Below are 22,956 nucleotides of genomic sequence, written 5' to 3'. Positions count from 1 at the left end.
CCGGACCACGTCATGCGGGCCGGCGTGCGGTTTGGGTGACCTCTCCTGTGCATGCCGTCATTGCGGTGCACGGGTTCTTCTGCCGGTGCTGGGCCGGTCTTGTTGTTCTGGGTGGAGCGGGGCGCGTCAGTTGCCGGTGCGCCCCAGGACCCTCCCCGAGGGAAGGGCAGGCAGTTCGTGCCGGCGGGAGGTGTGGCGCCTCGTCCGCACTCCGGATGGGAGTGGCAGTGCAGCATCCGCCGGCGCATGGATCAGTCCGCCTTGACCGGGCGCTTGACCCACACCGGGTTCAGCTTGCCGCTGTCGCCGGTGACGTAAAGGCAGACCACTTCGCCGCGTTCGAGGGTGACGGGCTTGAGGTCGCTGACCTTCTTCGCGCCGTCGAACAGCGCCAGGTTCACTTTCACCGGGTTGATCTCGCGGTCGCCGTGGCTCTGTGGGGCGACGTTGCTGACCACTTCAGTCTTGCCGTCGGCGGTCTTCAGGGTGAGGGCCTTGCCGCTGAGGTTCTGGACGCGGACGAGGGCCTTCTGCTTGTTCTTGAACGGCGGCTCGGGCACCAGGCGCGGCTGGCCGCCGGGCTGGCTGACGAGGGTGTAGTAGGCGTCCGGATCGAGTTTCACCGGCAGGCTCTGGGTACCGACCTTGGCGGTGTAGTTACCCGGTGGGAGGAACTTGAAGTCGCTGGAGCCCAGTGGCGAGATGTCGTTGAGGGTGGCGTTGCCGACGCTGACGGACAGCTCGCCGCTGCCGGCGTTGTAGGCCCGCACGAAGGTGGAGCCCTTGGGAGCCTGCGGGCCGTACAGCGCGCCTTCACCGCCAGCGAAGGCGCCGAAGGATGCGGCGCCCAGGGCCAGTGCGAGGGCGGACGACTTCAGGGTGCGAATGCTCAGTCGGTTCATGCTCAGTCGGTTCATGGGGTGTACCTCCGTCTACTTTCTCTTGTGGGCACGGTTGGTGCCCCGTTCAGCGCTCGGTGCGCCGTGGGTTCGTGGAATCAGTGCGCTGCGGCCTGGTTGGAAGCCAGGCGTTCGTCGCGGCTACCCGCTGCCCGCAGTTGCGCCACCCAGTCCTGGTTGAACTGGCTCAGGTCGCTGTGCATCGGCAGGTAGCGTTCGGGGAATTCCCAGACCAGCAGTTTCGCCGGCTTCTGCTTGAAGCCTTCGTCCTGCAGGAGTTCGAGCATCGGTTCCAGGGGGCCCTTGCCCTCCTTGGCGTAGTTGATGACATCCGCCGAGAGCGCCTGCTTGAGGGCGCCGGCGAAGTTCCAGCGCGCATTGGCGCTGTAGCTGGTGCCGACCAGGGCGACCTGCGGCTGGGCGCTGTCGCCGAACAGGTCGCCGCCACCGCTGTTGTCAGCGGAGCCGGCAGCGTCCTCGGCCGGGTGGGTCTGGCGCTGCTGCAGCTGGTCTTCTTCCGGCAGCAGGTTGGTGAACAGCGGGTCCAGGGGCAGGAAGGTCAGCAGGTCGCCCTTGTGCGCGCCGCTCTTGCCGGCTTCGGTGACGAAGCTCTGGGTCGGCAGGTCGGCACCCTGGCCGGCGCGGATGCTTTCGCCCAGGCGCTGGGCCACGGCTTCGGCGCCCAGTGGGGTCCAGTGGGTGTCGGTGCGCAGGAAGACCTGACCGTTGTCCTTGGCCTTTTCCATCGTCTCCAGCAGCTCGGGCGCGGCCATGCCGGCCTGGCGGGCGCGCTGCAGGAAGTCGGTGTAGAGCGAGGCGTGCAGGGCAGCCGGTTGCTCCTTGCCGACGTATTCGGGGTAGAGGCGGGTCTTGGCCGGGATGATCGCCAGCACCAGCTTCACGCCGCGGCGCTCCAGCTCCTGCTGTACGCCGCGCACCAGCGCCCAGTTGTCGTCGAGCTGCTGCTGAGTGGGGGCGGGCTTGAATTCTTCGTCGGTGAACAGCCAGCCGTCCTTGCCGATCACCACGCCGGGGCGGCCTTCGTCGAAGACGGTGTAGTCCAGCGCGGCCCAGAGGTTGGTGCCCAGGCGCTTGATGGGGAATTCGTCGTCGTAGTGGCCTTCGAAGGCGTGGGCCAGCTTGCCGTTGAGCACGGTAGTGCCCTCGGCGGCGGAGAAGCTGGGGAAGGCCTTCAGCGACCAGCCGGCGAGGCCCAGCAGCATCCCGCCGAAGGCGGCGATGTAGGCGTACTGCAGGGGCCTGGCGATTCTCTTGGCTTCTACGGACATGGTTTCTACTGACATGATTGCCTCGCTCAGAACTGGAAGTAGAGGAACGGCGAGTAGCTCTGCGCCGAGAGCTTGAGCACCGAGGCGGCGAACAGCAGGAGCAGGGCGACGCGGGTGGCCAGCACTGGCAGCTGGGTCATCCAGTGCTGCTGGTAGACGGCGGCGCCGCTGGGTGAGTAAGCGATCGCAGCCGGGTCCTGCTGGGCCATGGCCGGGGTGCGCGGCTGGGCGCTGGCCGGGCCGTCGGCGTCAACCTGTTCGGTCTTCGCGGCGGCCTTGGGTGCCTTGCTCTGCATCGGCTGGTTGTAGAACTGGCGCAGGCCGAAGAAGGCGAGCACGAGGTAGGCGATCACCAGGGTGCCGACCTGCAGGCCGGTGAGGCTGGCGCGGTTGAGCTCGGAGAGCTTCCAGTCACCGAAGCTGAACATGGCTTCGTACATGCGCCAGGCCACGTGCAGGTTCTCGGCGCGGAAGATCACCCAGCCGACGATCACCAGCAGGAAGGTGAACACCCACTTCAGCGGATTGAGCACGCGCGGCGCGGCATTCACGCCCAGGGCGCGCTCGATGGCCAGCCACACGCCATGCCAGGCGCCCCAGATGATGTAGGTGACGTTGGCGCCGTGCCACAGGCCGCCCAGCAGCATGGTGAGGATCAGGTTGCGGTAGGTCTGGAAGGTGGTGCCGCGGTTACCGCCCAGGCTGATGTACAGGTAGTCGCGCAGCCAGGTGGAGAGGCTGATGTGCCAGCGCCGCCAGAACTCGGTGATGGACTGGCTGATGTAGGGCTGGTTGAAGTTCTCCATGAAGCGGAAGCCCATCATCAGGCCGAGGCCGATGGCCATGTCGCTGTAGCCGGAGAAGTCGAAGTACAGCTGCGCGGTGTAGGCCAGCGCGCCGAGCCAGGCATCGCCGGTGGTCGGGTCCTGCAGGGCGAAACAGTGGTCGGCCACCGCCGCCAGGGTGTCGGCGATGAACACCTTCTTGACGAAGCCCTGCATGAAGCGGGTGCAGCCTTCGGCGAACTTGTCGACGGTGTGGGTGCGGTGGTTGAACTGGTCGACCAGGTCCTTGAAGCGCAGCACGGGGCCAGCGATCAGGTGCGGGAAGATCGCCACGAACGCCGCGAAGTCGATCAGGTTGTGCGTGGCCGGGGTATCGCCGCGGTACACGTCGATGATGTAGCTGATCGATTCGAAGGTGTAGAAGCTGATGCCGATGGGCAGCAGGATGTGGGTCAGCACGAAGGGCTGCATGCCGAACGAGGTGATGATCTCGTTGAGGCTCTCGACGCCGAAGTTGGCGTACTTGAAGTAGCCCAGCACGCAGAGGTCGACCACTACGCCGAGCAGCAGCCAGCGCTGGGCGGCCTTGGTGCGTACGCCGGCGGCGCCGATGCGCAGGCCGATCCAGTAGTTGAAGACGGTGACGCCGGCGAACAGCAGGAGGAAATCCACCCGCCACCAGGCGTAGAAGATGTAGCTGGCGACCAGCAACAGGAGGTTCCGGTAGCGGTTCCCGCTCAGGTAGTACAGGCCGAGGAAGACCGGCAGGAACAGGAACAGGAACACGTTGGAAGAAAAGACCATTCCGCGTCTCTCTCTGGAGCTTCAAACCTTGAGTGGCTCCGGACCTTCCGGCGTCTGTTCGACGCCTTGAGGAAAGGCCGGGGCAACCCGCCAATTCCTCCCCATGTGGTGCTCAATCTGTTGCGCCCGCCCGCGTCTTTATCGCGTGGGTCGGGTGGTGTTGCGGTTGCTTCGGAGCGAGGGCTTGCCCTCACCCCAGCCCTCTCCCGGGGGGAGAGGGGGCCGTCCGGCGTTGCCGGATGGCTCGGTGTTTCGCTGGTTGCCGTTCTGCTCTGGTAGGGCGAATAACGCGAAGCGTTATCCGCCGTGGTTTCTCAAGGAGACGGGCGCCGCTTCAGCTCCCCGCCCCCTGACGGTTGAAAACCTTGGTCACTTCACCCCCCAGGCGGAAGCTGTTGAACGGCTCCATCTTCCTCTTCCAGTCCTGGGTCTTCGGCGCGCAGCTGTAGAGCGCGCAGTAGGGTTCCAGCCAGGCGAACTTGCTGTTCTCCTTCAGGTCGCCCATGTCCTGGTCGTTGCCGGTCTTCTCGTCGAACGCGTCCTGGTCGTCCACGCCTTGCATCACGCGGTTGGCCAGGCGCTGCAGGGCGCCGTTGTTTTCCTGGCGCAGGTCGACGCCGTTCACCTGGGCGAAGGCGGCGATCATGGTCAGCGGCGGCAGCGAGTAGTTGTGGTACGACAGGGCGCGCTGGCGGCGCTTGAGTTCGTTGGGCAGGTAGCCGTCGTTGTCCACCTGGTTGGCGGCGACCTTGAACTCCTGCACAGACCAGTCGAACAGGTCGCGGCGGTTGGTCACCACGGCGGTGGACATCACCGACCAGGCGGCCCAGTAGGAGTGGTTGTTGATCTTCTTCAGCGGCAGGTCGCTCCAGTCGCGCACCACCTGGCTGCCCAGGGTGCTGAACCAGTTCTCGATCTCCTTCGACTGCTCGCCATAGGAGGCCAGCGGACGGCTGCTGGAGAATTTCAGGCGCATGTAGGAGGAGGACAGGCTGCCCAGCGCCCATTTGCGCATGGACTTGCCGGTGTGGTTGTAGTCGCTGCTTTCCAGCGCACCGGCCTTCGCCCACGAATCCAGCCAGCTCATCGCGCAGTCCAGGTCGCCCTTGTTGCCGCTGCGCATGTACTGGGTGATGAGCTTGGTGGCGCCGCGCTCCATGTCGGTGATGTCCTTGATCTGGCTGCGGAACTCTTTCTCCGCGTCTGCGTTCAGCGTCGAGCGCGCCGAGTCCGAGCCCTTGTACTTGCTGGTGAACTGCAGGCTGCCGGTGTACGGCGTCGGCGCGGTGGGGCAGCTGTCGGCGTCCTTCTTGCTGCCCTTGTCACCAACGGCGGAGAAGTAGCCCGGTGGCGGCATCAGGTCGGCGGCATAGGTGGCGCTCTCGCCACCGAACAGGGCGCCGAGCACGGCGATGGTCAGGCCGATGCGGGCGACCACGGGGGTCTTGATCTTGCGTAGGCTGGGCATGGAATTCACTCCCTCGCGTCAGTTGGCGGCCACGTCGGCCGACTTGGCTTTGGGCGTCTGACAGAGCTTGGCCTCGACTTCCAGGCCCGCCGGCATGTCGTCCGGCGCCTCGATTTCCAGGGAGAGGAACTGCTGGTTCGACCAGTCTTCGTCGTTGCGCAGTTCGAAGACGTAGCGTCCGCCGGTATCCACGGCCTTGGACTGCTCGATCTTCAGCTGCTCGCGACGACCGTTCATGTACCAGATGGTGTTCTTGAGCTCGTGCACGCCGGGGTCGGAATAGGTGACGTCGGCGGTGTAGCTGCCCGAACGGATCGGCAGGGCGCCGCTGTTGAGCAGCACCTCGTTGCTGCCCGCGTGCAGCTTGACCTTGCGGCTGATGGCCGGCTTGCCGTCGGCGCAGCCGTTGTCCACCAGTGGCATGGCCTGGCGGTAGAAACTCTTCTGCGCCATGTCGTAGTGGGTGGCGAACTCCCAGACGAGGATCTTCGGCGGCTTGTCGTGGAATTCCTTGCTGGTCATGTAGGCCAGCAGGGAGCTGTCGAAGCCGCCGCCGGACACGGCGTTGTTGAGGATGTCGACCTTGCCGTACTGCTCCAGGAAGCCCGCGAAGTTGTACGCCGGGCCGCTGTTGGACGTGCCGACCAGCGCGACCTGGGCATCGCCGCCTTCACCGAACAGGTCGCCGCCGCCGGAGTCGCCCACCGGTTCGGTCTCGAAGCGGTCGACGTACTGCGGCGCGTAGCTGCTGCCGCACAGTTGCGCGGCGGCCTTGTGGAAGGTGCCCAGCTTGGACAGCAGGCCCACGCGCTTGCTCTCGAATTCCTTCTTGGGAATGTCGTTGTAGGCGGGGATTTCCTTCAGGGTCTCGGCGACGATCTTCGCGCTGCGCATGGCGCCGTATGGCGTCCAGTGGTGGTCGCCCTTGAAGTAGTACGGGTGCTCTTCCTTCTCGTCGAACAGCGGCGAGAAGTCCGGGGTGTAGATGCCGGCCTTGCGGAACTGGGCGATGGCCGCCTGGTAGTTCTGCTTGGCGAGGTCAAAGTTGAAGCTGGCCTTCTCCTGCGGGTTGAGCTTCTCGCGGTTCACCAGGCCACGGGTGGGCTGGTAGACGACGACCAGGTCGATGCCCTTGCGCTTGAGTTCGTCGCGCAGTTGCTTGAGCTCGCGCCAGCCTTCGGCGCTGGTGCCGAAGTCGGTGCGCAGGTCGTAGGTGGTACGGAACAGCCAGTCTTCCTGGGCCGGCACCAGATGGGTGAAGAAGCCCAGGTACTTGGTGTTGTACGCCGCGTTGTCGGCGGCAGTGGGGCACAGCCCGGCGGCCGGCTGCGCGGAGTAGTTCGGCGCATCGGCGGCGCTGGCCTGGTGGGCGAGCAGCAGGGCGGCGGTGAGGCCCGACAGGCGCAGCAGGTTGATGGTCAGTTTGTTCATTTGTCGGTCCTCAATTCTGCAGTTCGGCCTGGCTTTCGACGGGGTCGATCAGCACCGCGCGTTGCTGGCGCACCAGCAGGTCCAGGATCTGGTCCTGCTTCTCGCCGAGCACGCCGTTGAAGGAGATGCCGGAGGATTTGGTCGGGCCGAGCATGGCCACCTTGTAGAGCTCCAGCGACAGCGGTGAATCCACCGACAGCGGGCCCGAGCCGTTGCCGGCCAGCTTGCCGCCGACCACGATCAGCGAGACCTTGGTGTCGAAGGGATCGAGGTCGATGTTGCGGTCGGTGTCGGACAGGTCCTTGATGTGGCCGTAGACGCCGATCAGCTTGTTGCCGGCCGCGAGGTTCTCGTACAGGCGGATGTTCACGCTGTTACGGATGCGGATGCCGTGGCGCAGGTTGGCCAGCACCTGGTTGCCGTAGATGAGGTTGTCGCCCGACTCGTAGAGGGTGATGCCGTCGGAGTGGTTGCGATAAACCTCGTTGTAGGCCACCAGGTTGCGCTCGGAATTACGGTCGAGGACGATCCCGGAGAGGTGGTTGTCGTAGGTCTTGTTGTGGATGATCCAGCTGTCGTTGACCTCACGGGAAACGATGATGCCGTGCTTCTTCTTCGTCCCGTAGACGGTGTTCTCGGCGATGATCAGGCGATGCGAACGGTCATGCGGGTCGATGCCGTAGACGATGTTGTTCTTGTAGGTGTTGCCGCGCACCACCAGGTCGTCGGCCTCGTAGCAGTAGAAGCCGTACCAGGCGTCCTCGAAGGTCGAGCCGATCACCCAGCCTTTGGGGCGCGGGCGCTTCATGGTCTTGTCCATGCCCGGGCTGTACTGCGAGATGGAGATGCCGTAGGCCTTGGAAGCGTTGTAGCCGAAGCTGGTGAAGTGGCTGTTCACCAGGTACGCCTCGGCGCCACCCCAGGAGATCAGGAAGGGGCGGAACTCGTTGGGCGTCTTGTACCAGGCCGGTTCCTTCTTCGCCTCGTTCCAGGCGGTGACCCTGGTGTCACGCACGAACAGCTTGCCGTCGTTGACCAGAAACGCGCCGCGGTCCTGGGACAGGCGCAGTTCCTTGACCTTGCCGTCGATCTCCAGGGTCGCGCCCTGGCTGACGACGATGGGCAGGCGGGCGATGTAGACGCCGGGTTCGACCTGCTCCAGCGCGGTCTTGGGCAACTTGCCGGCCAGCTCCGCGAGGTTGACGTAGCCGCCGTCGATGAAGATTGCCTGGGGCATCTGGCGCTGGCGCTTCACCCACTCGGCGAGACGGTTCTTGCCGCCGGTGAATTCCTTCAGCGGCTGCTGCTGGACCATGCGCTGGACCTGCGCCTTGCCGCGCTTGTTGCGCTCGATCTTCTTCTCCACCGCCTCGGCGGTGTAGCCGGTGAGGTCGGGCAGCTTGGGCGGCTCCAGGTGCAGCGGCTCGCTGGGAGCTGCGGTAACGGTGTAGTTGCCGGATTCCTTCAGCGTCTGGGTATGGCCCGGCTCGTTGCCCGGTTGTTCTGCCGGTGCCTTTTCGCCCTCGACGGTCTTGCCGGCTTCGGCTTTCGCGGCGTCGGCCTTCTTCGCATGGGCAGCGCTGGCTTCGGCCTTGGCCGCGGGTTGCGCCGCCCAGGCCGGTGCGCTGGCGCTGAGCAGGCCGCCGAGCAGCAGGGCGGTCAGCGGCAGGGCGTGTATCGGGTGGCGGTTCATGGCCGTGTCTCCTTGCGCGCGGGCCCCCACCGGATACCCGGCCGCGCAGCGAGTGCGGCGCAGGGCGAGCTTGGGAATCGGGTGGAGGGTCATCGCTACAGTCCTCAGAAGTGCCAGATCACATCGACGAAGGCGTGGTGCATGGTCGAGTCGACGTGGCTGCCGTAGGCGTCGCCGGGCTTGAATACGCCGCCGCGGAAGCGGATCAGCGCCGACGGTTCGTCGATCGCCTGGCTCATGGAGGCCGGCAGCAGGCCCTGCTTGAAGTACTTGGTGACGACGAGGTCGACTTCCTGGCCGATGTCCTTGGAGTCGTTGACCAGCGGAGCGGTGATGCCGCTGCTGCCGATGTCCGAGTCGCTGTCCACGCGGCGGAACTTGTTGTAGATGACGCTGGCGTCGTAGTCGTCGCGTAGCTGCCAGGAGCCGAACAGGGTGGCGGCCTCGAGGTTCGACAGCTCGCCACGGAACGCCTCGCCGAAGCGGTGCGCGCGGGCGCGGGTGCCAGTGAAGTTGGAGCGGTTGCTCTCAAGGCCGGTCTGTTCGAACTGGTCTTCGCCGTTCTTGCCGCCGCCACTGCCTCGGGCATAGGCGCCGCCGACGCGCCATTGCTCGTCGATGTTCCAGCGCAGGCCGAGGTCGGCACCGTAGGCATCCACGTCGCCACTCTGCTTGCCGGCAGCGACCCGCTCGCCGTTCACCGGGACGGTGGTCAGGCGGTCACGGTTGCCGGTCAGCCAGGTGGCGCTGGCCCAGTAGTTGATGGGCATCTGCGAGCGCCAGTTGTAGCCGTCGCCGTTGGCCTCGATGCCGACCCAGGTGAGGTCGCCGGTGGAACGCTTGTCCAGCGAGTCGACGGTGTCGCCCGGGTCCGGCAGGCTGCCGCTGTCATCGGAGTGGTGCAGGCGCAGGCCGACCCAGTGCTGAGGCATCCACTGCGTGGAGATATCGCCGAACACATGGGTGCGGTCCTTGTCCTCCGGCGCGAGGTCGGTGATGTCGGTGCGGTAGTCGGAGAAGCGCTGGGCGGCGCCGAGGTGGGCACGCAGCAGGGTGGTGTCGAAGGTCCAGTTCAGCGCTTCGATGTTGGTGTCCTGCCACATCCCGCTGTCTTCGCGCAGGCGCTGGCGACCGAAGCGCAGGTGCTCGCCGGGGTATTGGGTGAGGCCGGCGTAGTCCACCCAGAACTCGCGCAGGGCGAGGTAGGCATCGTCGGGCTCACGCTTGTTGTCGTTGCCGCTGCTGCTGGTGTTGTTGACGTCGTCGTTCTGCAGGGTGTCGGTCTGGATGGTGTCGGTGGCGGCGACTGCCTGGCCCATCACGTAGGCGCTCCACTCGCCCCACTGGCCGAAGGCCCAGGGGCGCACGTCCAGGCCGATACCGTTGAGGTCGCCGCCACGGGCGGTGCCCAGGTCGCGGTCGTCCTCGGATTCGGCGGTCACCTTGATGTCGAGGCCGAAGTTCTTCGGTGGCTCTTCTGCCGCGTGGGCGAGGCTGCCGAACAGGGTGCCGGCGAGGCTCAGGCCAACGCCGAGCATGGCGGGGAACAGGCGGGCGCGGCGGACAGCGGAAGCCAGAGCGCGCGGCTGAACTCCATCGACGAGAGCAAACAGCGGTGTGGTCATCGGGTCGGTGCGCTTCATAGATTTTCTTGTTCCTGGTTGTTCTGCAGAAGGCTGACGGTGGCTTGCCAGTTGGCGCCGCGAGCCTGTTCTTCACGCTTGAGCAACTGCTGGGCCGCACTGCGGTCGGCCGGCTGGATCTGCGGTTCGATCTGCGCCATCAGGTCGCTGGCGGTGGGCACTTGCTGGCGCTGCGCGAGCTCGCCGAAGACGTAGGCGTTGACCAGGTTCGGGCGGATGCCGCGACCCTGCGAATAGAGCTGGGCGAGGGCCATGTCGGCGCTGGCCTGGCCGGCGCGGGCGGCGATGATCAGGTGGTCCACGGCCTTCTGCGGGTAGACCTGGCCGAGGAAGCCGCGGCGGTAGATCTGGCCCAGGTAGTAGTGCGCCTGGGGCTCGGTGGCGGCGGCCTTGAGCAGGTGCTGCTCGGCCTTCTGCGGTTCCTGCGGGGCCCACTTGCCGTCGTAGTAGAGGCGCCCGAGCAGCAGCTCGGCGCGGGGCTGGGCGGCGTCCTGGGCCTTCTTCAGGTAGTCGAGCATCTGGTCCAGGTCGCCCAGGTCGGGGTTGTCGTACTGCAGCTTGGCGAGGCTGACCCAGGCGGCCGGGTAGGTCGGCGCGATCTCGTTGAGCAGCGCCTGTGCGGCCTGCGGGTCGGCGGTGCCGATGTTCGGGTCGGCCAGCACGCCGGCCACCGATTCGACGCGCTCGGACGGTACGCGGCCGGCCTTCCAGCCTGCCTTGAGCGCTTCGATGTGGGCCTTCTGCTTATCCGCGTTGCCCTGCTTCTGGTACACGGTGGCCAGTTCCATCCAGCACACGTCCATGCGGTTCAGCCAACGCTGGCAGACCTGCTCGACTTCGCTGAGGTGCTGGTCGTAGGTGCCCTGGGTGCGGTACAGGATGATCTGCGCCAGGTCCGCCTGCGGCAGGCCCTGGGCGCGCCACTGGTCGATGCGCTGCTGCGGGTTCACGTTCGGCCAGGCCTGCGGGTACTGCAGGTAGAGGACGATCAGCGGAACCAGCGCGCTGTCCTCGCCTTCGTTGAAGGCGCGGTTCAGCAGTTGCTCGGCTTCGCGGTGCTCGGCGTCGGTACCGCCGGGCTTGGCCGCCAGCCACTTGCCCAGACGGGCGCGGGCGCGCGGGGAGCTCTCGGCCGCTTCGCGGTAGAGCTTTTCGGCGCGGGCCTGTTCGTCGGGGTCGCCGGTGGCGGCCTGCATGTCGGCCAGTCCGACCTGTGCGTCGGCGTAACCCATGGTGGCCAGGGCCTGGAAGTTGGCCTGGGCGGTGGCGATGTCGCCGCGGTCCAGGGCTTCCTGGGCCAGGCGCTGGTCAGGCAGGCCGGCGCAACCGGCCGCTGCAGCGATGGCCAGTGCCAATCCAATGTGTCGGCCGAGGTGCGGGGCGTGTCGCAGGACAGGTCGATTCATGCGGGCAGTCCTCTTAGCGGGCGGTGGCCAGGGCCATCGCCTTGTTCAGCAGGGTGCGGCCCGGCAGGCCGCCTATGCTGACTTCAGTCGGGCGGCCAGCCATCTGGCTGTCGAGCGGCTGGTCGGGGGTGATCTGCACACGGATTTCCGAGGACAGGTCACCGTCCACCGGCGCGGTGCGCAGGATGCGGCCGCCGCGCACTTCGCTGTCGCCGGCGACCTGGAAGTTCACGTGGGTGCCCGGAGACAGTTCAGCGGCGTTGCGGTAGGGGAAGCGTGCTTCGACGGTGGCCAGGCTGTCGCGCGGGGTCAGGGTGAAGATCACGTCGCCCTTGTTGGCGAACTGGCCGTTGGCGACGCGCTGCTCGACCACGCGGCAGTCGCACGGGCTGGTCAGGGTGCCCTTCATCTGGTGGCCGAAGAGCTTCTCGATGTTGCTCGGGTTGAGCTGTTCTTCGGTCAGGTTGCCCTTGAGCAGGTCCAGCAGGTTGGCGGAGAAGGAGGCGATCGGCGCGCCCTTGGCGACTTCGGCGCCGGGCTCCACCAGGCTTTCCACGGTACCTTCGCGGGGCATGGTGATCTGCTGGTTGGCCACGCTGACCACGCCCGAGTCGGCATGGGTGACGAAGTACAGGTTGTAGATCTGGTTGAGGATCACCGCGAAGGCGCCGACGCCGACCACGAAGATCGCGGTGCTCACGGTGACCGCGCGGAAGCGGCCGAAGAAGCCCATGCCGCCGGAGCCTGCACCGTGCTTGCGGGCCTTGGTGAAGTTCTCGCGCTGCAGGGTGTTGAGCATGTCGCCCACGCTCACCACTTCACCGGCCAGGTAGGAGGTGATCAGGTAGCGCAGGGCGGCGATCTCGCGCGGCTTCAGGTGCTGGAATTCGCAGCCGACGCGGGCGCTTTCGCGATCATAGGAGCGCACCTGGAATTCCACTTCGAGGGAGAAGCTGATGCTGTCGATCTGGAACAGCAGCTTGCCCTTGTGCAGGTCGCCGACCTGCACCGGGGTGTTGTTCGCGGAAGTGAACGCGAAGCCGCCGGCGGACAGGTCCAGCAGGCGGGCGTCGACGCCCTCGCGGTGGGATCCGATGTAGCGGATACGGGCGGGCAGCTTGACCCGGGCGTGCTGGCGCTGGGCTTCGGATTCGTGCACGACATTGACGTTGACGGCGGTATTCATGAGGTCGAGTCCTGTTCGTAAATAGAAGTCGGGTCAGACGATGGTCAGCAGTACGGCGACGAAAACGCTGGCCGCGGAAAAGGTCATGGCTCGCGAGGACCAGGTGTTGAACCAGCGCTGGAAGCTGGCCAGGCCGCGGTCGAGCTTGGTGTTCTGGCGGGTCCACGACTGCTGGTCGAGGCGGAAGAACACGTAGATCTTCACCAGGGCACCGACGATCTGGTTGTAATAGAGGATCGCGGGGTAGGCCGGCCCGATGTGGTGGCCCGACAGCGACAGCAGCAGGGTCAGCACGAAGCGGGTGATGCCGATCCACAGCAGGTAGATGAGCAGGAAGGCGATGCTGTACTTGATGCTGGCGATGATCGCGGCGACCAGGCCGAGCAGGCAGGTCCACATCGACAGGCGCTGGTCGAACAGCACCACGCTGGTGAACCAGCCCAGGCGCTGCGGGCCCAGGGCGAGGGCGCGGGAGTTCTGCCGCAGGTTGTTGCCGTACCAGCGGAACATCAGCTTGCGGCTGGCCTTGATGAAGCTCTTCTCCGGCGGGTGCTCGACCGTGTTGATCGCCGCGTCGGGCACGTAGAAGGTGTCGTAGCCCAGGCGCATCAGGCTGTACCAGCTGGACTTGTCGTCACCGGTGAGGAACTGGAAGCGGCCCAGGCGCCAGTGGTCCAGGTGGTCGCTTTCCACGTCGGTGATGAAGTCCGGGTCGGTGACCACGGCGGCGCGGAACACCGACATGCGCCCGGTCATGGTCAGCACGCGCTTGGACAGGGCCATGGAGCACATGTTGATGTGGCGCTGGGCGAAGCGCAGCTTGTGCCACTCGCTCATCACGTAGCTGCCCTGCACTTCGCAGAATTCGTTGGTGGTCAGGCCACCGACGTTGGGGAAGAGCTTGAACCAGGGCACGGTCTTTCTCACCACGCCCGGTTCGAGCACGGTGTCGCCATCGATCACCGCGACCACCGCGTCTTCGTCCGGCAGGTGGCGGGAGATGGCGCGGAAGCCGTGGGCCAGACCGTCGCGCTTGCCGGTGCCGGGGATGCGCACGAAATCGAGGTCGACGTGCTCCGGCGGGTTGAGCTTCTGCCACTGCTGCTTGATCAGCACCTCGTCGGACATCTCGACGATGGAGCACACCACGGTGGTGGGGTAGCCGCAGGCAATGGCCTCTTCGATGACCGAGCGATAGACCATCGAGGTGGTCAGCGCGTCGATGCGGAAACTGGTGACCATCAGGTAGACGTGGGACGGGTCGGCCGCCTCGCCGAGCTTGCGCATCTTGCGGCGGTAGTGCGGGTAGACCCCGTAGAGGAACAGCATGCCGCGCAGGAAGTGCAGGCCGCCCATGGAATAGCGCCAGATGCCGACCGCGCCGATGAGCAGCAGGAAGTCCTTGGATTCGGCGTCGAATACGGTCGGCGGCACGAGCAGTGCCAGCAGCATCAGCAGGCCGAGAAAGACCAGCCAGCCGGTGGCTTCACCGATGACTCGTTTGTAGGTTTCCATCGTCGAAATCCGTCTGTCGCTTCTGGGGAAGTGGGGTGCCCCTGCAGGAGCGGGCCATGCCCGCGATCGCGCGCATGGCGCGCTCCTACAGGAGCCGGCGGCTTACCAGCAGATGCCTTCGGCGCGCTCGTCGCTGACGCTGGGCATGAAGCCGATCAGGTCGACGACCTTCTTGCCTTCGGGCGCCTGCTTCACCACGTCGACGAACAGCTCGTCACCGTTGCCCAGGACCAGGACGTCGGAGGACTTCACGACCGCGTCCAGGTCCGAGACCAGCAGCGAGGAGACGTGCGGTATCTTCGATTCGATGTACTCCTTGTTCGCGCCATGGACGCGGGCGTACTCGACGTTGCGGTCGAAGATCTGCAGCTCGTAGCCCTTGCCGATGAGCATCTCGGCCAGTTCCACCAGCGGGCTTTCGCGCAGGTCGTCGGTGCCGGACTTGAACGACAGGCCGAGCAGGCCGACCTTGCGGCTGCCGTGGGCGGCGATGATGTCGAAGGCCTTCTGCACCTGGTGCTGGTTGCTGCGCATGATCGAGCCGAGCATCGGGTGCTCGATGTCCAGCTGGCTGGCGCGGTAGGTGAGGGCGCGCACGTCCTTGGGCAGGCAGGAGCCGCCGAAGGCGAAGCCGGGCTTCATGTAGTAGCGCGACAGGTTCAGCTTGCGGTCCTGGCAGATCACGTCCATCACTTCGCGACCGTCGACGCCGACGGCCTTGGCGATGTTGCCGATCTCGTTGGCGAAGGTGACCTTGGCGGCGTGCCAGACGTTGCAGGTGTACTTGATCATCTCGGCGACCTCGATGGTCTTGCGGATGATCGGCGCGTCCAGCTCACGGTAGATTTCTTCCAGCAGGTCGCCGGTCTGGCTGTCCAGCTCGCCGATGACGGTCATGGGCGGGAAGTCGTAGTCCTTGATCGCGGTGGATTCGCGCAGGAATTCTGGGTTGGTGCCCACGCCGAAGTCGGCGCCGGCTTTCTTGCCCGAGCAGTCCTCGATGATCGGGATCACCACGTTGTTCACGGTGCCCGGCAGCACGGTGCTGCGCACGACCACGGTGTGGCGCTCCTTCTTCTCGCGGATGGCATAGCCGATCTCGCGGCAGACGGACTCGATGTAGCCCAGGTCCAGGTCGCCATTCTTCTTGCTCGGGGTGCCGACGCAGATGAACGACACGTCGGTGTCCAGTACGGCCTTCTTGAAGTCGGTGGTGCCCGACAGGCGACCGGTGCGGATGCCCTGCTGCAGCAGAGGCTCCAGGCCCGGCTCGACGATGGGCGATTTCCCGTTGTTGATCAGATCGATCTTGGTGGTGGACACATCCACCCCAACGACTTCATGGCCCCGTGCGGACAGGCAGCCGGCACATACTGCGCCAACATACCCAAGACCAAAGATGCTGATACGCATCGCATTCACCTCTTCAATGGTCGAACTGTTTAAAGTTGCCCGGTAGGGCGATTTATTCAGGTTGCAAGAGTCCCCGGAGTTCACTGTTGAAGTGTTCTCCGTACTTCCTTCCAGGCAGGCATGGGAATCGAGTGCTAAACTTTCGAGCACGGTTTTGGCGCAAACTTTGGATGTTTGCCCTGTTATGTTTCAGGCAGATTGCAAAGTTGGTGCAGTGTCTGCCTGGCGTGCTCCAGTCTGGTTAGATGATTGCCTCGTCATCTGAAAAGTTCAGTTATTTCATTGGGTTGCGTTTCAAGGATGAATCGAAAAGAACTGATCGAAATAACCTTGGAAGCAAAACTCCAATTTCCATCGGGGCATTTCTGTTTCGCCAACGATGGTCGTTGCGCAAATAGGATTTATCCGAAATGCGGTTAGTTCCTTCCGCCCATCCCGCCCCTGAAAGAATGTGAAATATCCAATTGATATCACTTGGTGCTGAGTTAATGGCAAATTGCACGGCGCTTTGCTTAGTGCAAAGTGCATGATTGAATAAAGTTCCATTGAATTTTTCGTTAAAAACGACCGTGTATCGTCGTCAAGACATTCGTTCAGCTGCCGTTCAGCTTTCACTCTTGCAAAGTGCAATCGTGAAATGCATGTCATGGCCAAAGGCTGTTAATGGCCAATGGATTACAAGGGAGGGGGCGAATCAGGACGATTTCCATCCTTCCGACCGGTCCGGGCGGTCGAAAAATTTTCTCACGATTAATCCTGAAGCAGACGAACGGTCATTTTGACCCTTTGGCGCTTGTGGTCTTCAGGGGGTGTTTTGGGCAGGAAACGTACAGATCCGCCACCCGTGACCGGGTAGTTCCATGGTCAATGGCTTACAGGCCACTTGGAATCAGCGGGGATTCAGGGCGCAAAACAGAGGCGAAGCGACACGGGCAATCGCACCCTGTAGGAGCGGGCCACGCCCGCGATCCGTCGGCAGGGCCGACGCTTTCTTTTGCTCCTGGTGTTTCAGGTCTGCTGTGTTGGCTTGGGTGTTCCAGCGCCGCTTCAACGAGGCCTCCTGAACGGGGCACTCGGCGCGTGCGGAAGACCTCAAGAGCAAAAGCGAGAGCCGGTGCTTGCGTAGGGCGAATAACCCGGAACGGGTTATCCGCCGCTGCCACAACGGCGGATAACGCTGGCGCGTTATGCGCCCTACGAACCGCTCCGCTCCGAATCCCCCGTAGGAGCGAGCTTGCTCGCGAACCGCCCAGCACCGATGTTTCCCGGTCGACGCTACAGGCCCGCGATCATGACTGGAGGGCGCCCCACAGGTTCTGTGCTCGCAAACAAAAACGGGAGCCCTCAGGGCTCCCGTTTGGTGCCGCAGATCCGGCGAGTCAGTCTTCGGCGTGGTCGCGCAGGAACACCAGCTGGTCGGCCTTGGAGTGCTCGGCGCTGTAGGCGTAACCCGCGTAGTTGAAGTCCTTCAGGCCCTCGGGGTTGGTCAGGCGCTCCTTGATCACGTAGCGCGCCATCATCCCGCGGGCTTTCTTGGCGTAGAAGCTGATGATCTTGTACTGGCCGTTCTTCAGGTCCTTGAACTCGGTGTCGATCACCCGTGCGTCCAGGGCCTTGCGCTTCACCGCGCCGAAGTACTCGTTGGAGGCCAGGTTCAGCAGCACGTCGTCACCCTGCTTGGCCAGGGATTCGTTCAGCCAGGCGCTGATGCGCTCGCCCCAGAAGGCATAGAGGTCCTTGCCACGGGCGTTGGTCAGCTTGGTGCCCATTTCCAGGCGGTACGGCTGCATCAGGTCCAGCGGGCGCAGTACGCCGTAGAGGCCGGAGAGCATGCGCAGGTGGCGCTGGGCGAAATCGAAGTCGTCTTCGCTGAAGTCCTCGGCCTGCATGCCGGTGTAGACGTCGCCCTTGAAGGCCAGCAGGGCCTGCTTGGCGTTGGCGGGGGTGAAGTCCGGGTGCCAGCTGCCGAAGCGCGCGGCGTTGAGGCCGGCCAGCTTGTCCGACAGGTGCATCAGCTCGGCGATCTGCGCCGGGGCCAGTTCCCGCAGGATGCCGATCAGCTCCTGGGCGTCGTCCAGGTGCTCGGGCAGGGTAAAGCGCTGCGTCACCGGCGCGGTGTCGTAGTCCAGGGTCTTGGCGGGCGAAATCACCATCAGCATCGTGCGGTCTCCTACAAGCGAGCGGCGATTGTAAGGAGTCGCGGGCGTTGGCTCCACCTATGGGGACGATTAGCGTCGGGCGAGTTGTGGGGGCGACATCTATATAGGCGGGCGGGGAAACGGGGGACAGTCGGCGCAAGTGCCGGGGTAGACACTGCGTGCGGGGCTAAGGGACTGATTCTGCGAAAAAAGCGGAGGGCGTTGCGAGGGGTAGGACTCCTAAAACTAGCGCTGTCCGGAGCCCCCGCCAAGGTATTTCGTCGTACGACGAAAAAAACTTTCCTAGGAAGGAAAAAGACTTTTTATCGTCATGTTTTTTCCTGTATTTGTTGAGTCGTAGACCGCCGAACCCTGCAGACAGGTGGCGGCCCCGGCCCGGCCAGTCCCTTGTATGCAGTGCTCTCGAATCCTGCCGATCCCAGGAGCCCGAGAGCCGGTGGCTCACCGCACGGCGGAGCGCTGTAAAGGCATTCCGTCGTAACGCTCCTACAAGAGGTGACCTGCGTATGGATGACCACGGACGCTCCCGCCCCACCCAGCCCACCCTGTACGTCCTCGACACCAACGTCCTGATCCACGATCCCAACGCCTTGCTGAACTTCCAGGAGCACCACGTCGCGATCCCGATGACGGTGCTGGAGGAACTGGACAAGCTCAAGACCGGAAAACACACCGTGGCCGCGGAATGCCGGCAGGCAATCCGCCTGATCGATTCGGTGCTGGGCGAGGCCTCGCCCGAGCAGGTAGAGGATGGCGTGCCCATCCAGCGCGGCAAGAGCGGGCCGTGCGGCAGCCTGTCGATCCTCATGAGCAAGCGCGCCGAGCCGATCACCTGGCTGCCCGAGCACCTCAACGACAACAAGATCATCAACCAGCTGGTGGAGCTGAAGAGTCGCCATAGCAGCAAGCGCGTGGTGCTGGTCACCAAGGACATCAACATGCGCCTGAAGGCGCGTGCCTGCGGGGTATTCGCCGAGGACTACCACACCGACCAGCTGGTCGATGACATCAACCTGCTGTCGCGTGGCTACCACTCGCTGAGCGGGTCGTTCTGGGACCGCGTCAGCAAGGTGGAGACCCGCCAGGACCGCGGTCGCACCTGGCACCGCGTGCAACTCACCGACAACCTGCCGGCGGTGCACATCAACGAGTTCATCGTCGATGAGCAGGGTTTCGTCGGCTGGATCAAGGGCATCGACCAGGACGAGCTGACCATCCTCGACCTGCACCAGGAACCGCTGCTGCACCAGGAAGCCTGGGGCCTGCGTCCGCGCGACGTGTACCAGTCGCTGGCGCTGTACGCGCTGCTCGATCCGGACATCCACCTGGTCAACCTGTCCGGCGCCGCCGGCTCGGGCAAGACCATCCTCGCCCTGGCTGCCGCCATCGAGCAGACCATGGTCACCAAACGCTACAAGCGCATCATCGCGACCCGCAGCGTGCAGGGCCTGGACGAGGATATCGGCTTCCTGCCCGGTACCGAGGCGGAGAAGATGGAGCCCTGGCTCGGCGCGATCACCGACAACCTCGAAGCGCTGCATTCGGATGATGAGTGCACCCATGGCAGCGTCGACTACATCCTCAGCAAGGTGCCGCTGCAGTTCAAATCACTGAACTACATCCGTGGCCGCAGCTTCCAGCAGAGCCTGATCCTGATCGACGAGTGCCAGAACCTCACCCCGCACCAGATGAAGACCATCATCACCCGCGCGGGCAACGGTTCGAAGGTGGTCTGCCTGGGCAACCTGGCGCAGATCGATACCCCCTACCTGTCGGCCACCAGCTCCGGCCTGACCTACCTGACCGAACGCTTCAAGGACTTCCCCCACGGCGTGCACGTGACCCTGCAAGGGGTGCCGCGCTCGGTGCTGGCGGAGTTCGCCGAAGCCCACATGTAACGCAAACCAAGGCCCGCCACCCGGCGGGCCTTTTCTTTACGCCCCGCCTACCTCTTCTTGTATACAATTCTCCCCCCAATGCGCCTTCCGCCGGTCCGCCGGCTGCGCGCACCGGGAGTACACTGTTCCCCTGATTCACCGGAGAGTTCCCAGCCGTGCTGACCCATCTCGATTCCCAGGGCCGCGCCAACATGGTCGATGTCACCGAAAAAGCGGTGACGTCCCGTGAGGCCGTGGCCGAAGCCCGGGTGCGCATGCTCCCGTCCACCCTGCAACTGATCCAGGACGGCGGCCACCCCAAGGGCGACGTGTTCGCCGTGGCACGCATCGCCGGCATCCAGGCGGCGAAGAAGACCCACGACCTGATCCCCCTGTGCCACCCGTTGCTGCTCACCAGCGTGAAGGTCGAACTGGCCGCCGAGGGTGAAGACACCGTGCACATCGTTGCCCGCTGCAAGCTGGCCGGGCAGACCGGTGTGGAGATGGAAGCGCTGACCGCCGCCAGCGTCGCCGCGCTGACCATCTACGACATGTGCAAGGCCGTGGACCGTGGCATGACCATCGACAGCGTGCGCGTGCTGGAGAAGCTCGGCGGCAAGAGTGGTCACTACGTTGCTGCAGAAAGCGTTGCGGGAGACACCCCATGATCCGCGTGCAGTACTTCGCCCGCTATCGTGAAGCCCTCGGCCTGGATGGCGAGCAGCTGAACTGGAGCCAATCCCTGGCCAGCCTGGACGACCTGCGGCGCCTGCTGCTGGAGCGCGGCGGCGTCTGGGACGTGCTCGGCGAGCAGAACCTGATGTGCGCGCGCAACCAGGAGCTGTGCTCCCTGGACGAGCCCCTCGCCGACGGCGACGAGGTGGCGTTCTTCCCCACCGTTACCGGAGGCTGAGCCCATGGCGATCCGCGTCCAGCCGGCGGCGTTCGATCCGGGTGCCGAACTCAACGCGATGCACGCCGCCAACGTCGGCGTCGGCGCGGTGGTCGGCTTCGTCGGCTACGTGCGTGATTTCAATGATGGCCGCGAAGTGGGCGGCATGTTCCTCGAACACTACGCCGGCATGACCGAGAAGGCGCTGGCGAAGATCGAGGTCGAGGCCAATGAGCGCTGGCCGCTGCTGCGCCTGGAGATCCTCCACCGCATCGGCCGCCTGGAACCGGGCGAGCCCATCGTCTTCGTCGGTGCCGCGAGCGCCCACCGCCAGGCCGCGTTCGACGCCTGCAACTTCGTCATGGACTACCTGAAGACCCGCGCGCCGTTCTGGAAGAAGGAAGACACCACCGAAGGCCCGCGCTGGGTCGAAGGCCGCTGCAGCGACCAGGCGGCTGCCGAGCGCTGGAAGGGCTGATCTCCCATTCACGGGATGGCGGATAACGCCGTAGGCGTTATCCGCCCTACGGGGTGTGCCAACGCTCAGCGTAGGGCGCATAAAGCGGAACGCTTTATCCGCCGCCCCTGCTGAGCGGCGATGCCCCGCACGAGCCGGGGCAGTACCTCCTAGGAGGAATGGGCGGTAGAGGGGAAGGGGCGCAGGCTGGCGCCAGCCCTTTTTGCTCCGCATCGGAGAGCCCCTCATGAGCCATCTCAGCACCCCGGAATTCCTGCCGCTGGAGATCGCTGTCCTCACCGTCAGCGATACCCGCAGCCTGCACAACGACACCTCCGGCCAGGCCCTGGTGACCTCGCTGCAACGTGCCGGCCACGCCCTCGCCGAACGCCAGCTGGTGATCGACGACATCTACCAGATCCGCGCCGTGGTCTCGGCCTGGATCGCCGACCCCAAGGTCCAGGTCGGCCTGATCACCGGCGGCACCGGTTTCACCGCCCGCGACAACACCCCGCAAGCCGTCGCGCCGTTGCTCGAGCGCACCGTGGATGGCTTCGGCGAGCTGTTCCGGCAGATTTCCCGCGAGGAAATCGGCACCTCCACCATCCAGTCCCGTGCCATCGCCGGCATCACCAACGGCACGCTGATCTGCTGCCTGCCCGGTTCCACCGGTGCCTGCCTGACCGCCTGGGAAAAAATCCTCCTGCAGCAGCTCGACAGCCGCACCAAACCGTGCAATTTCGTCCCCCATCTCAAGCGCCTGCCCGAGCGCCCGGTGTTGGCCTGCGGTACACGCTCATGAGCGCCTGCGGCTGTTCCGGCACCGGCCTGCGTCCGGTGGACGAGGCCATTGCCGCGCTGATGGACTTCGTTCCGCTGGCGCCGCCGACCGTGCGTGTCGACCTGGAAAGCGCCCTGGGCCGCATCCTCGCCGAGGACATTCATTCCCCCATCGACCTGCCGCTGTGGGACAACAGCGCGATGGACGGCTACGCCCTGCGCAGCGCCGACCTGGGACCGGCAGGCGCACGGTTGAAGATCGCCGGCTACATCGCCGCCGGCGATGCCGCCCAGGTCGAACTGCAACCTGGCCAGGCCATGCGCATCTTCACCGGCGCGCCTTTGCCGCCGGGGGCGGACAGCGTGATCGCCCAGGAAGACTGCGAAGTCGATGGTGACTGGCTGCAGGTGCCCGTGGTCGCCCATGGCAGCCATGTGCGTCGGCGCGGTGAAGAGCTGTGCGAAGGCGACGCCTTGCTGGGAGCCGGAAAGAAACTGCGCGCCCAGGACCTCGGCCTGCTCGCCAGCGTCGGCCTGGACCGCGTCAGCGTCCACCGCCCGCTGCGCGTCTGCCTGCTGAGCAGCGGCGACGAGCTGCGCGAGCCCGGTGAGCCGCTGGCTCCGGGGCAGATCTACAACGCCAACCGCTTCAGCGTCGGCGCTTTGCTGCGCGGCTGGGGCGTCGAGGTACACGACTACGGCGTGCTTGCCGACACCCTGGCAGCCAGCCGCGATGCGCTGAGCCTCGCCGCGTCGGAATGGGACGTGCTGATCACCAGCGGCGGGGTATCGGTGGGCGACCGCGATTACCTCAAGCAGGCGATCCGCGAACTGGGCGAGTTGCACCTGTGGAAGCTGAAGATGCAGCCGGGCAAGCCGCTGGCGTTCGGCAGCATCTCCGGCAAGCCGTGGATCGGCCTGCCGGGCAACCCGGCCGCCGCTCTGGTCACCGCACTGGTGGTGGCGCGGCCGTTCCTCTGGCGTGCCCAGGGGCGCAGCTCGGCCGATACCTTGCCGGTGACGCTGCCGGCGGGCTTCGACTGGCCCACCGCCAACTCGCGCCGCCAGTACCTGCGCGCGCGCCTGGAACTGGACGGCAACGGCGTCGCCCGCATCTGCCTGCATCCGCAGCAGGGCTCGGCCATGCTGCGCGCGGCGAGCTGGGCCGATGGCCTGGCGGTGGTGGAGGCCGGGCGCACGCTGCACGCCGGCGAGCCGCTGCCCTTCCTGTCTTTCAGCGAACTCGGCGCCTGACGCCG

Annotated in this window: 18 protein-coding genes; 6 read left to right on the top strand and 12 right to left on the bottom strand. The window is 65.2% G+C overall.

Annotated features, from left to right (window positions below):
* Window positions 1–251 precede the first annotated feature (251 nt).
* From ABKS89_RS24310 to yaaA, 12 genes are all read right to left on the bottom strand, one after another.
* Entirely contained in the window at window positions 252–902 is a 651-nt protein-coding gene (locus tag ABKS89_RS24310; RefSeq protein ID WP_081516438.1) for an alginate O-acetyltransferase AlgF, read from the bottom strand.
* Between the two features lie 95 nt (window positions 903–997).
* Window positions 998–2,188: an alginate O-acetyltransferase gene (locus tag ABKS89_RS24305; protein WP_348587634.1), complete on the bottom strand. Its 1,191-nt coding sequence runs from the start codon at window positions 2,186–2,188 to the stop codon at window positions 998–1,000.
* 26 nt (window positions 2,189–2,214) lie between these two features.
* Complete coding sequence (locus ABKS89_RS24300) at window positions 2,215–3,777, bottom strand: MBOAT family O-acyltransferase (RefSeq protein WP_192223950.1); 1,563 nt, start codon at window positions 3,775–3,777, stop codon at window positions 2,215–2,217.
* 334 nt (window positions 3,778–4,111) lie between these two features.
* Entirely contained in the window at window positions 4,112–5,227 is a 1,116-nt protein-coding gene (locus ABKS89_RS24295; RefSeq protein WP_348587632.1) for a mannuronate-specific alginate lyase, read from the bottom strand.
* A 36-nt stretch (window positions 5,228–5,263) separates the two neighbouring features.
* The gene (locus ABKS89_RS24290; RefSeq protein WP_138216125.1) at window positions 5,264–6,676 is read right to left on the bottom strand and encodes an alginate O-acetyltransferase; all 1,413 of its coding nucleotides are present in this window, start codon (window positions 6,674–6,676) and stop codon (window positions 5,264–5,266) included.
* Between the two features lie 10 nt (window positions 6,677–6,686).
* Window positions 6,687–8,369: a mannuronan 5-epimerase AlgG gene (gene algG / locus ABKS89_RS24285; RefSeq protein WP_138216200.1), complete on the bottom strand. Its 1,683-nt coding sequence runs from the start codon at window positions 8,367–8,369 to the stop codon at window positions 6,687–6,689.
* A gap of 104 nt (window positions 8,370–8,473) precedes the next feature.
* Window positions 8,474–9,907, bottom strand: coding sequence for an alginate export family protein (locus ABKS89_RS24280; RefSeq protein ID WP_348587630.1), 1,434 nt, complete (start codon window positions 9,905–9,907; stop codon window positions 8,474–8,476).
* A gap of 101 nt (window positions 9,908–10,008) precedes the next feature.
* Entirely contained in the window at window positions 10,009–11,418 is a 1,410-nt protein-coding gene (gene algK / locus ABKS89_RS24275) for an alginate biosynthesis TPR repeat lipoprotein AlgK (protein ID WP_348587356.1), read from the bottom strand.
* A gap of 13 nt (window positions 11,419–11,431) precedes the next feature.
* Complete coding sequence (locus ABKS89_RS24270) at window positions 11,432–12,604, bottom strand: alginate biosynthesis protein Alg44 (RefSeq protein ID WP_081516168.1); 1,173 nt, start codon at window positions 12,602–12,604, stop codon at window positions 11,432–11,434.
* A 33-nt stretch (window positions 12,605–12,637) separates the two neighbouring features.
* Entirely contained in the window at window positions 12,638–14,119 is a 1,482-nt protein-coding gene (gene alg8, locus ABKS89_RS24265) for a mannuronan synthase (RefSeq protein WP_138216127.1), read from the bottom strand.
* Between the two features lie 102 nt (window positions 14,120–14,221).
* The gene (algD, locus tag ABKS89_RS24260; protein WP_348587355.1) at window positions 14,222–15,532 is read right to left on the bottom strand and encodes a GDP-mannose 6-dehydrogenase; all 1,311 of its coding nucleotides are present in this window, start codon (window positions 15,530–15,532) and stop codon (window positions 14,222–14,224) included.
* Window positions 15,533–16,911: 1,379 nt separating this feature from the next.
* The gene (gene yaaA, locus ABKS89_RS24255; RefSeq protein WP_348587353.1) at window positions 16,912–17,691 is read right to left on the bottom strand and encodes a peroxide stress protein YaaA; all 780 of its coding nucleotides are present in this window, start codon (window positions 17,689–17,691) and stop codon (window positions 16,912–16,914) included.
* A 506-nt stretch (window positions 17,692–18,197) separates the two neighbouring features.
* On the opposite strand from yaaA, the gene ABKS89_RS24250 reads away from it, so the two are divergent.
* The 6 genes from ABKS89_RS24250 to ABKS89_RS24225 all read left to right on the top strand — a co-directional run bounded on the left by ABKS89_RS24250 (window position 18,198) and on the right by ABKS89_RS24225 (window position 22,951).
* A complete protein-coding gene (locus tag ABKS89_RS24250) occupies window positions 18,198–19,589 on the top strand; it encodes a PhoH family protein (protein ID WP_017519020.1) in 1,392 nt (463 codons plus the stop codon).
* Window positions 19,590–19,744: 155 nt separating this feature from the next.
* Complete coding sequence (moaC, locus tag ABKS89_RS24245; protein ID WP_348587351.1) at window positions 19,745–20,236, top strand: cyclic pyranopterin monophosphate synthase MoaC; 492 nt, start codon at window positions 19,745–19,747, stop codon at window positions 20,234–20,236.
* On the top strand, window positions 20,233–20,481 hold the full coding sequence (locus tag ABKS89_RS24240) for a MoaD/ThiS family protein (protein WP_138216131.1): 249 nt from the start codon (window positions 20,233–20,235) through the stop codon (window positions 20,479–20,481). The genes moaC and ABKS89_RS24240 overlap by 4 nt, the downstream gene beginning before the upstream one ends.
* Before the next feature lie 4 nt (window positions 20,482–20,485).
* Window positions 20,486–20,938, top strand: a complete 453-nt coding sequence (moaE, locus tag ABKS89_RS24235) for a molybdopterin synthase catalytic subunit MoaE (protein ID WP_138216132.1) — start codon at window positions 20,486–20,488, stop codon at window positions 20,936–20,938.
* Window positions 20,939–21,164: 226 nt separating this feature from the next.
* Window positions 21,165–21,719 (top strand): molybdenum cofactor biosynthesis protein B, encoded by a 555-nt coding sequence (moaB, locus tag ABKS89_RS24230; protein WP_081516155.1) that lies wholly within the window; start codon window positions 21,165–21,167, stop codon window positions 21,717–21,719.
* A complete protein-coding gene (locus ABKS89_RS24225) occupies window positions 21,716–22,951 on the top strand; it encodes a molybdopterin molybdotransferase MoeA (protein WP_348587350.1) in 1,236 nt (411 codons plus the stop codon). The genes moaB and ABKS89_RS24225 overlap by 4 nt, the downstream gene beginning before the upstream one ends.
* Window positions 22,952–22,956 lie beyond the last annotated feature (5 nt).

Source organism: Pseudomonas sp. LABIM340 (assembly GCF_040017195.2).
Classification (GTDB): domain Bacteria; phylum Pseudomonadota; class Gammaproteobacteria; order Pseudomonadales; family Pseudomonadaceae; genus Pseudomonas.
The sequence above is the reverse complement of the archived record's forward strand: the minus strand, read 5'-3'. Positions and strand labels throughout refer to the sequence as shown.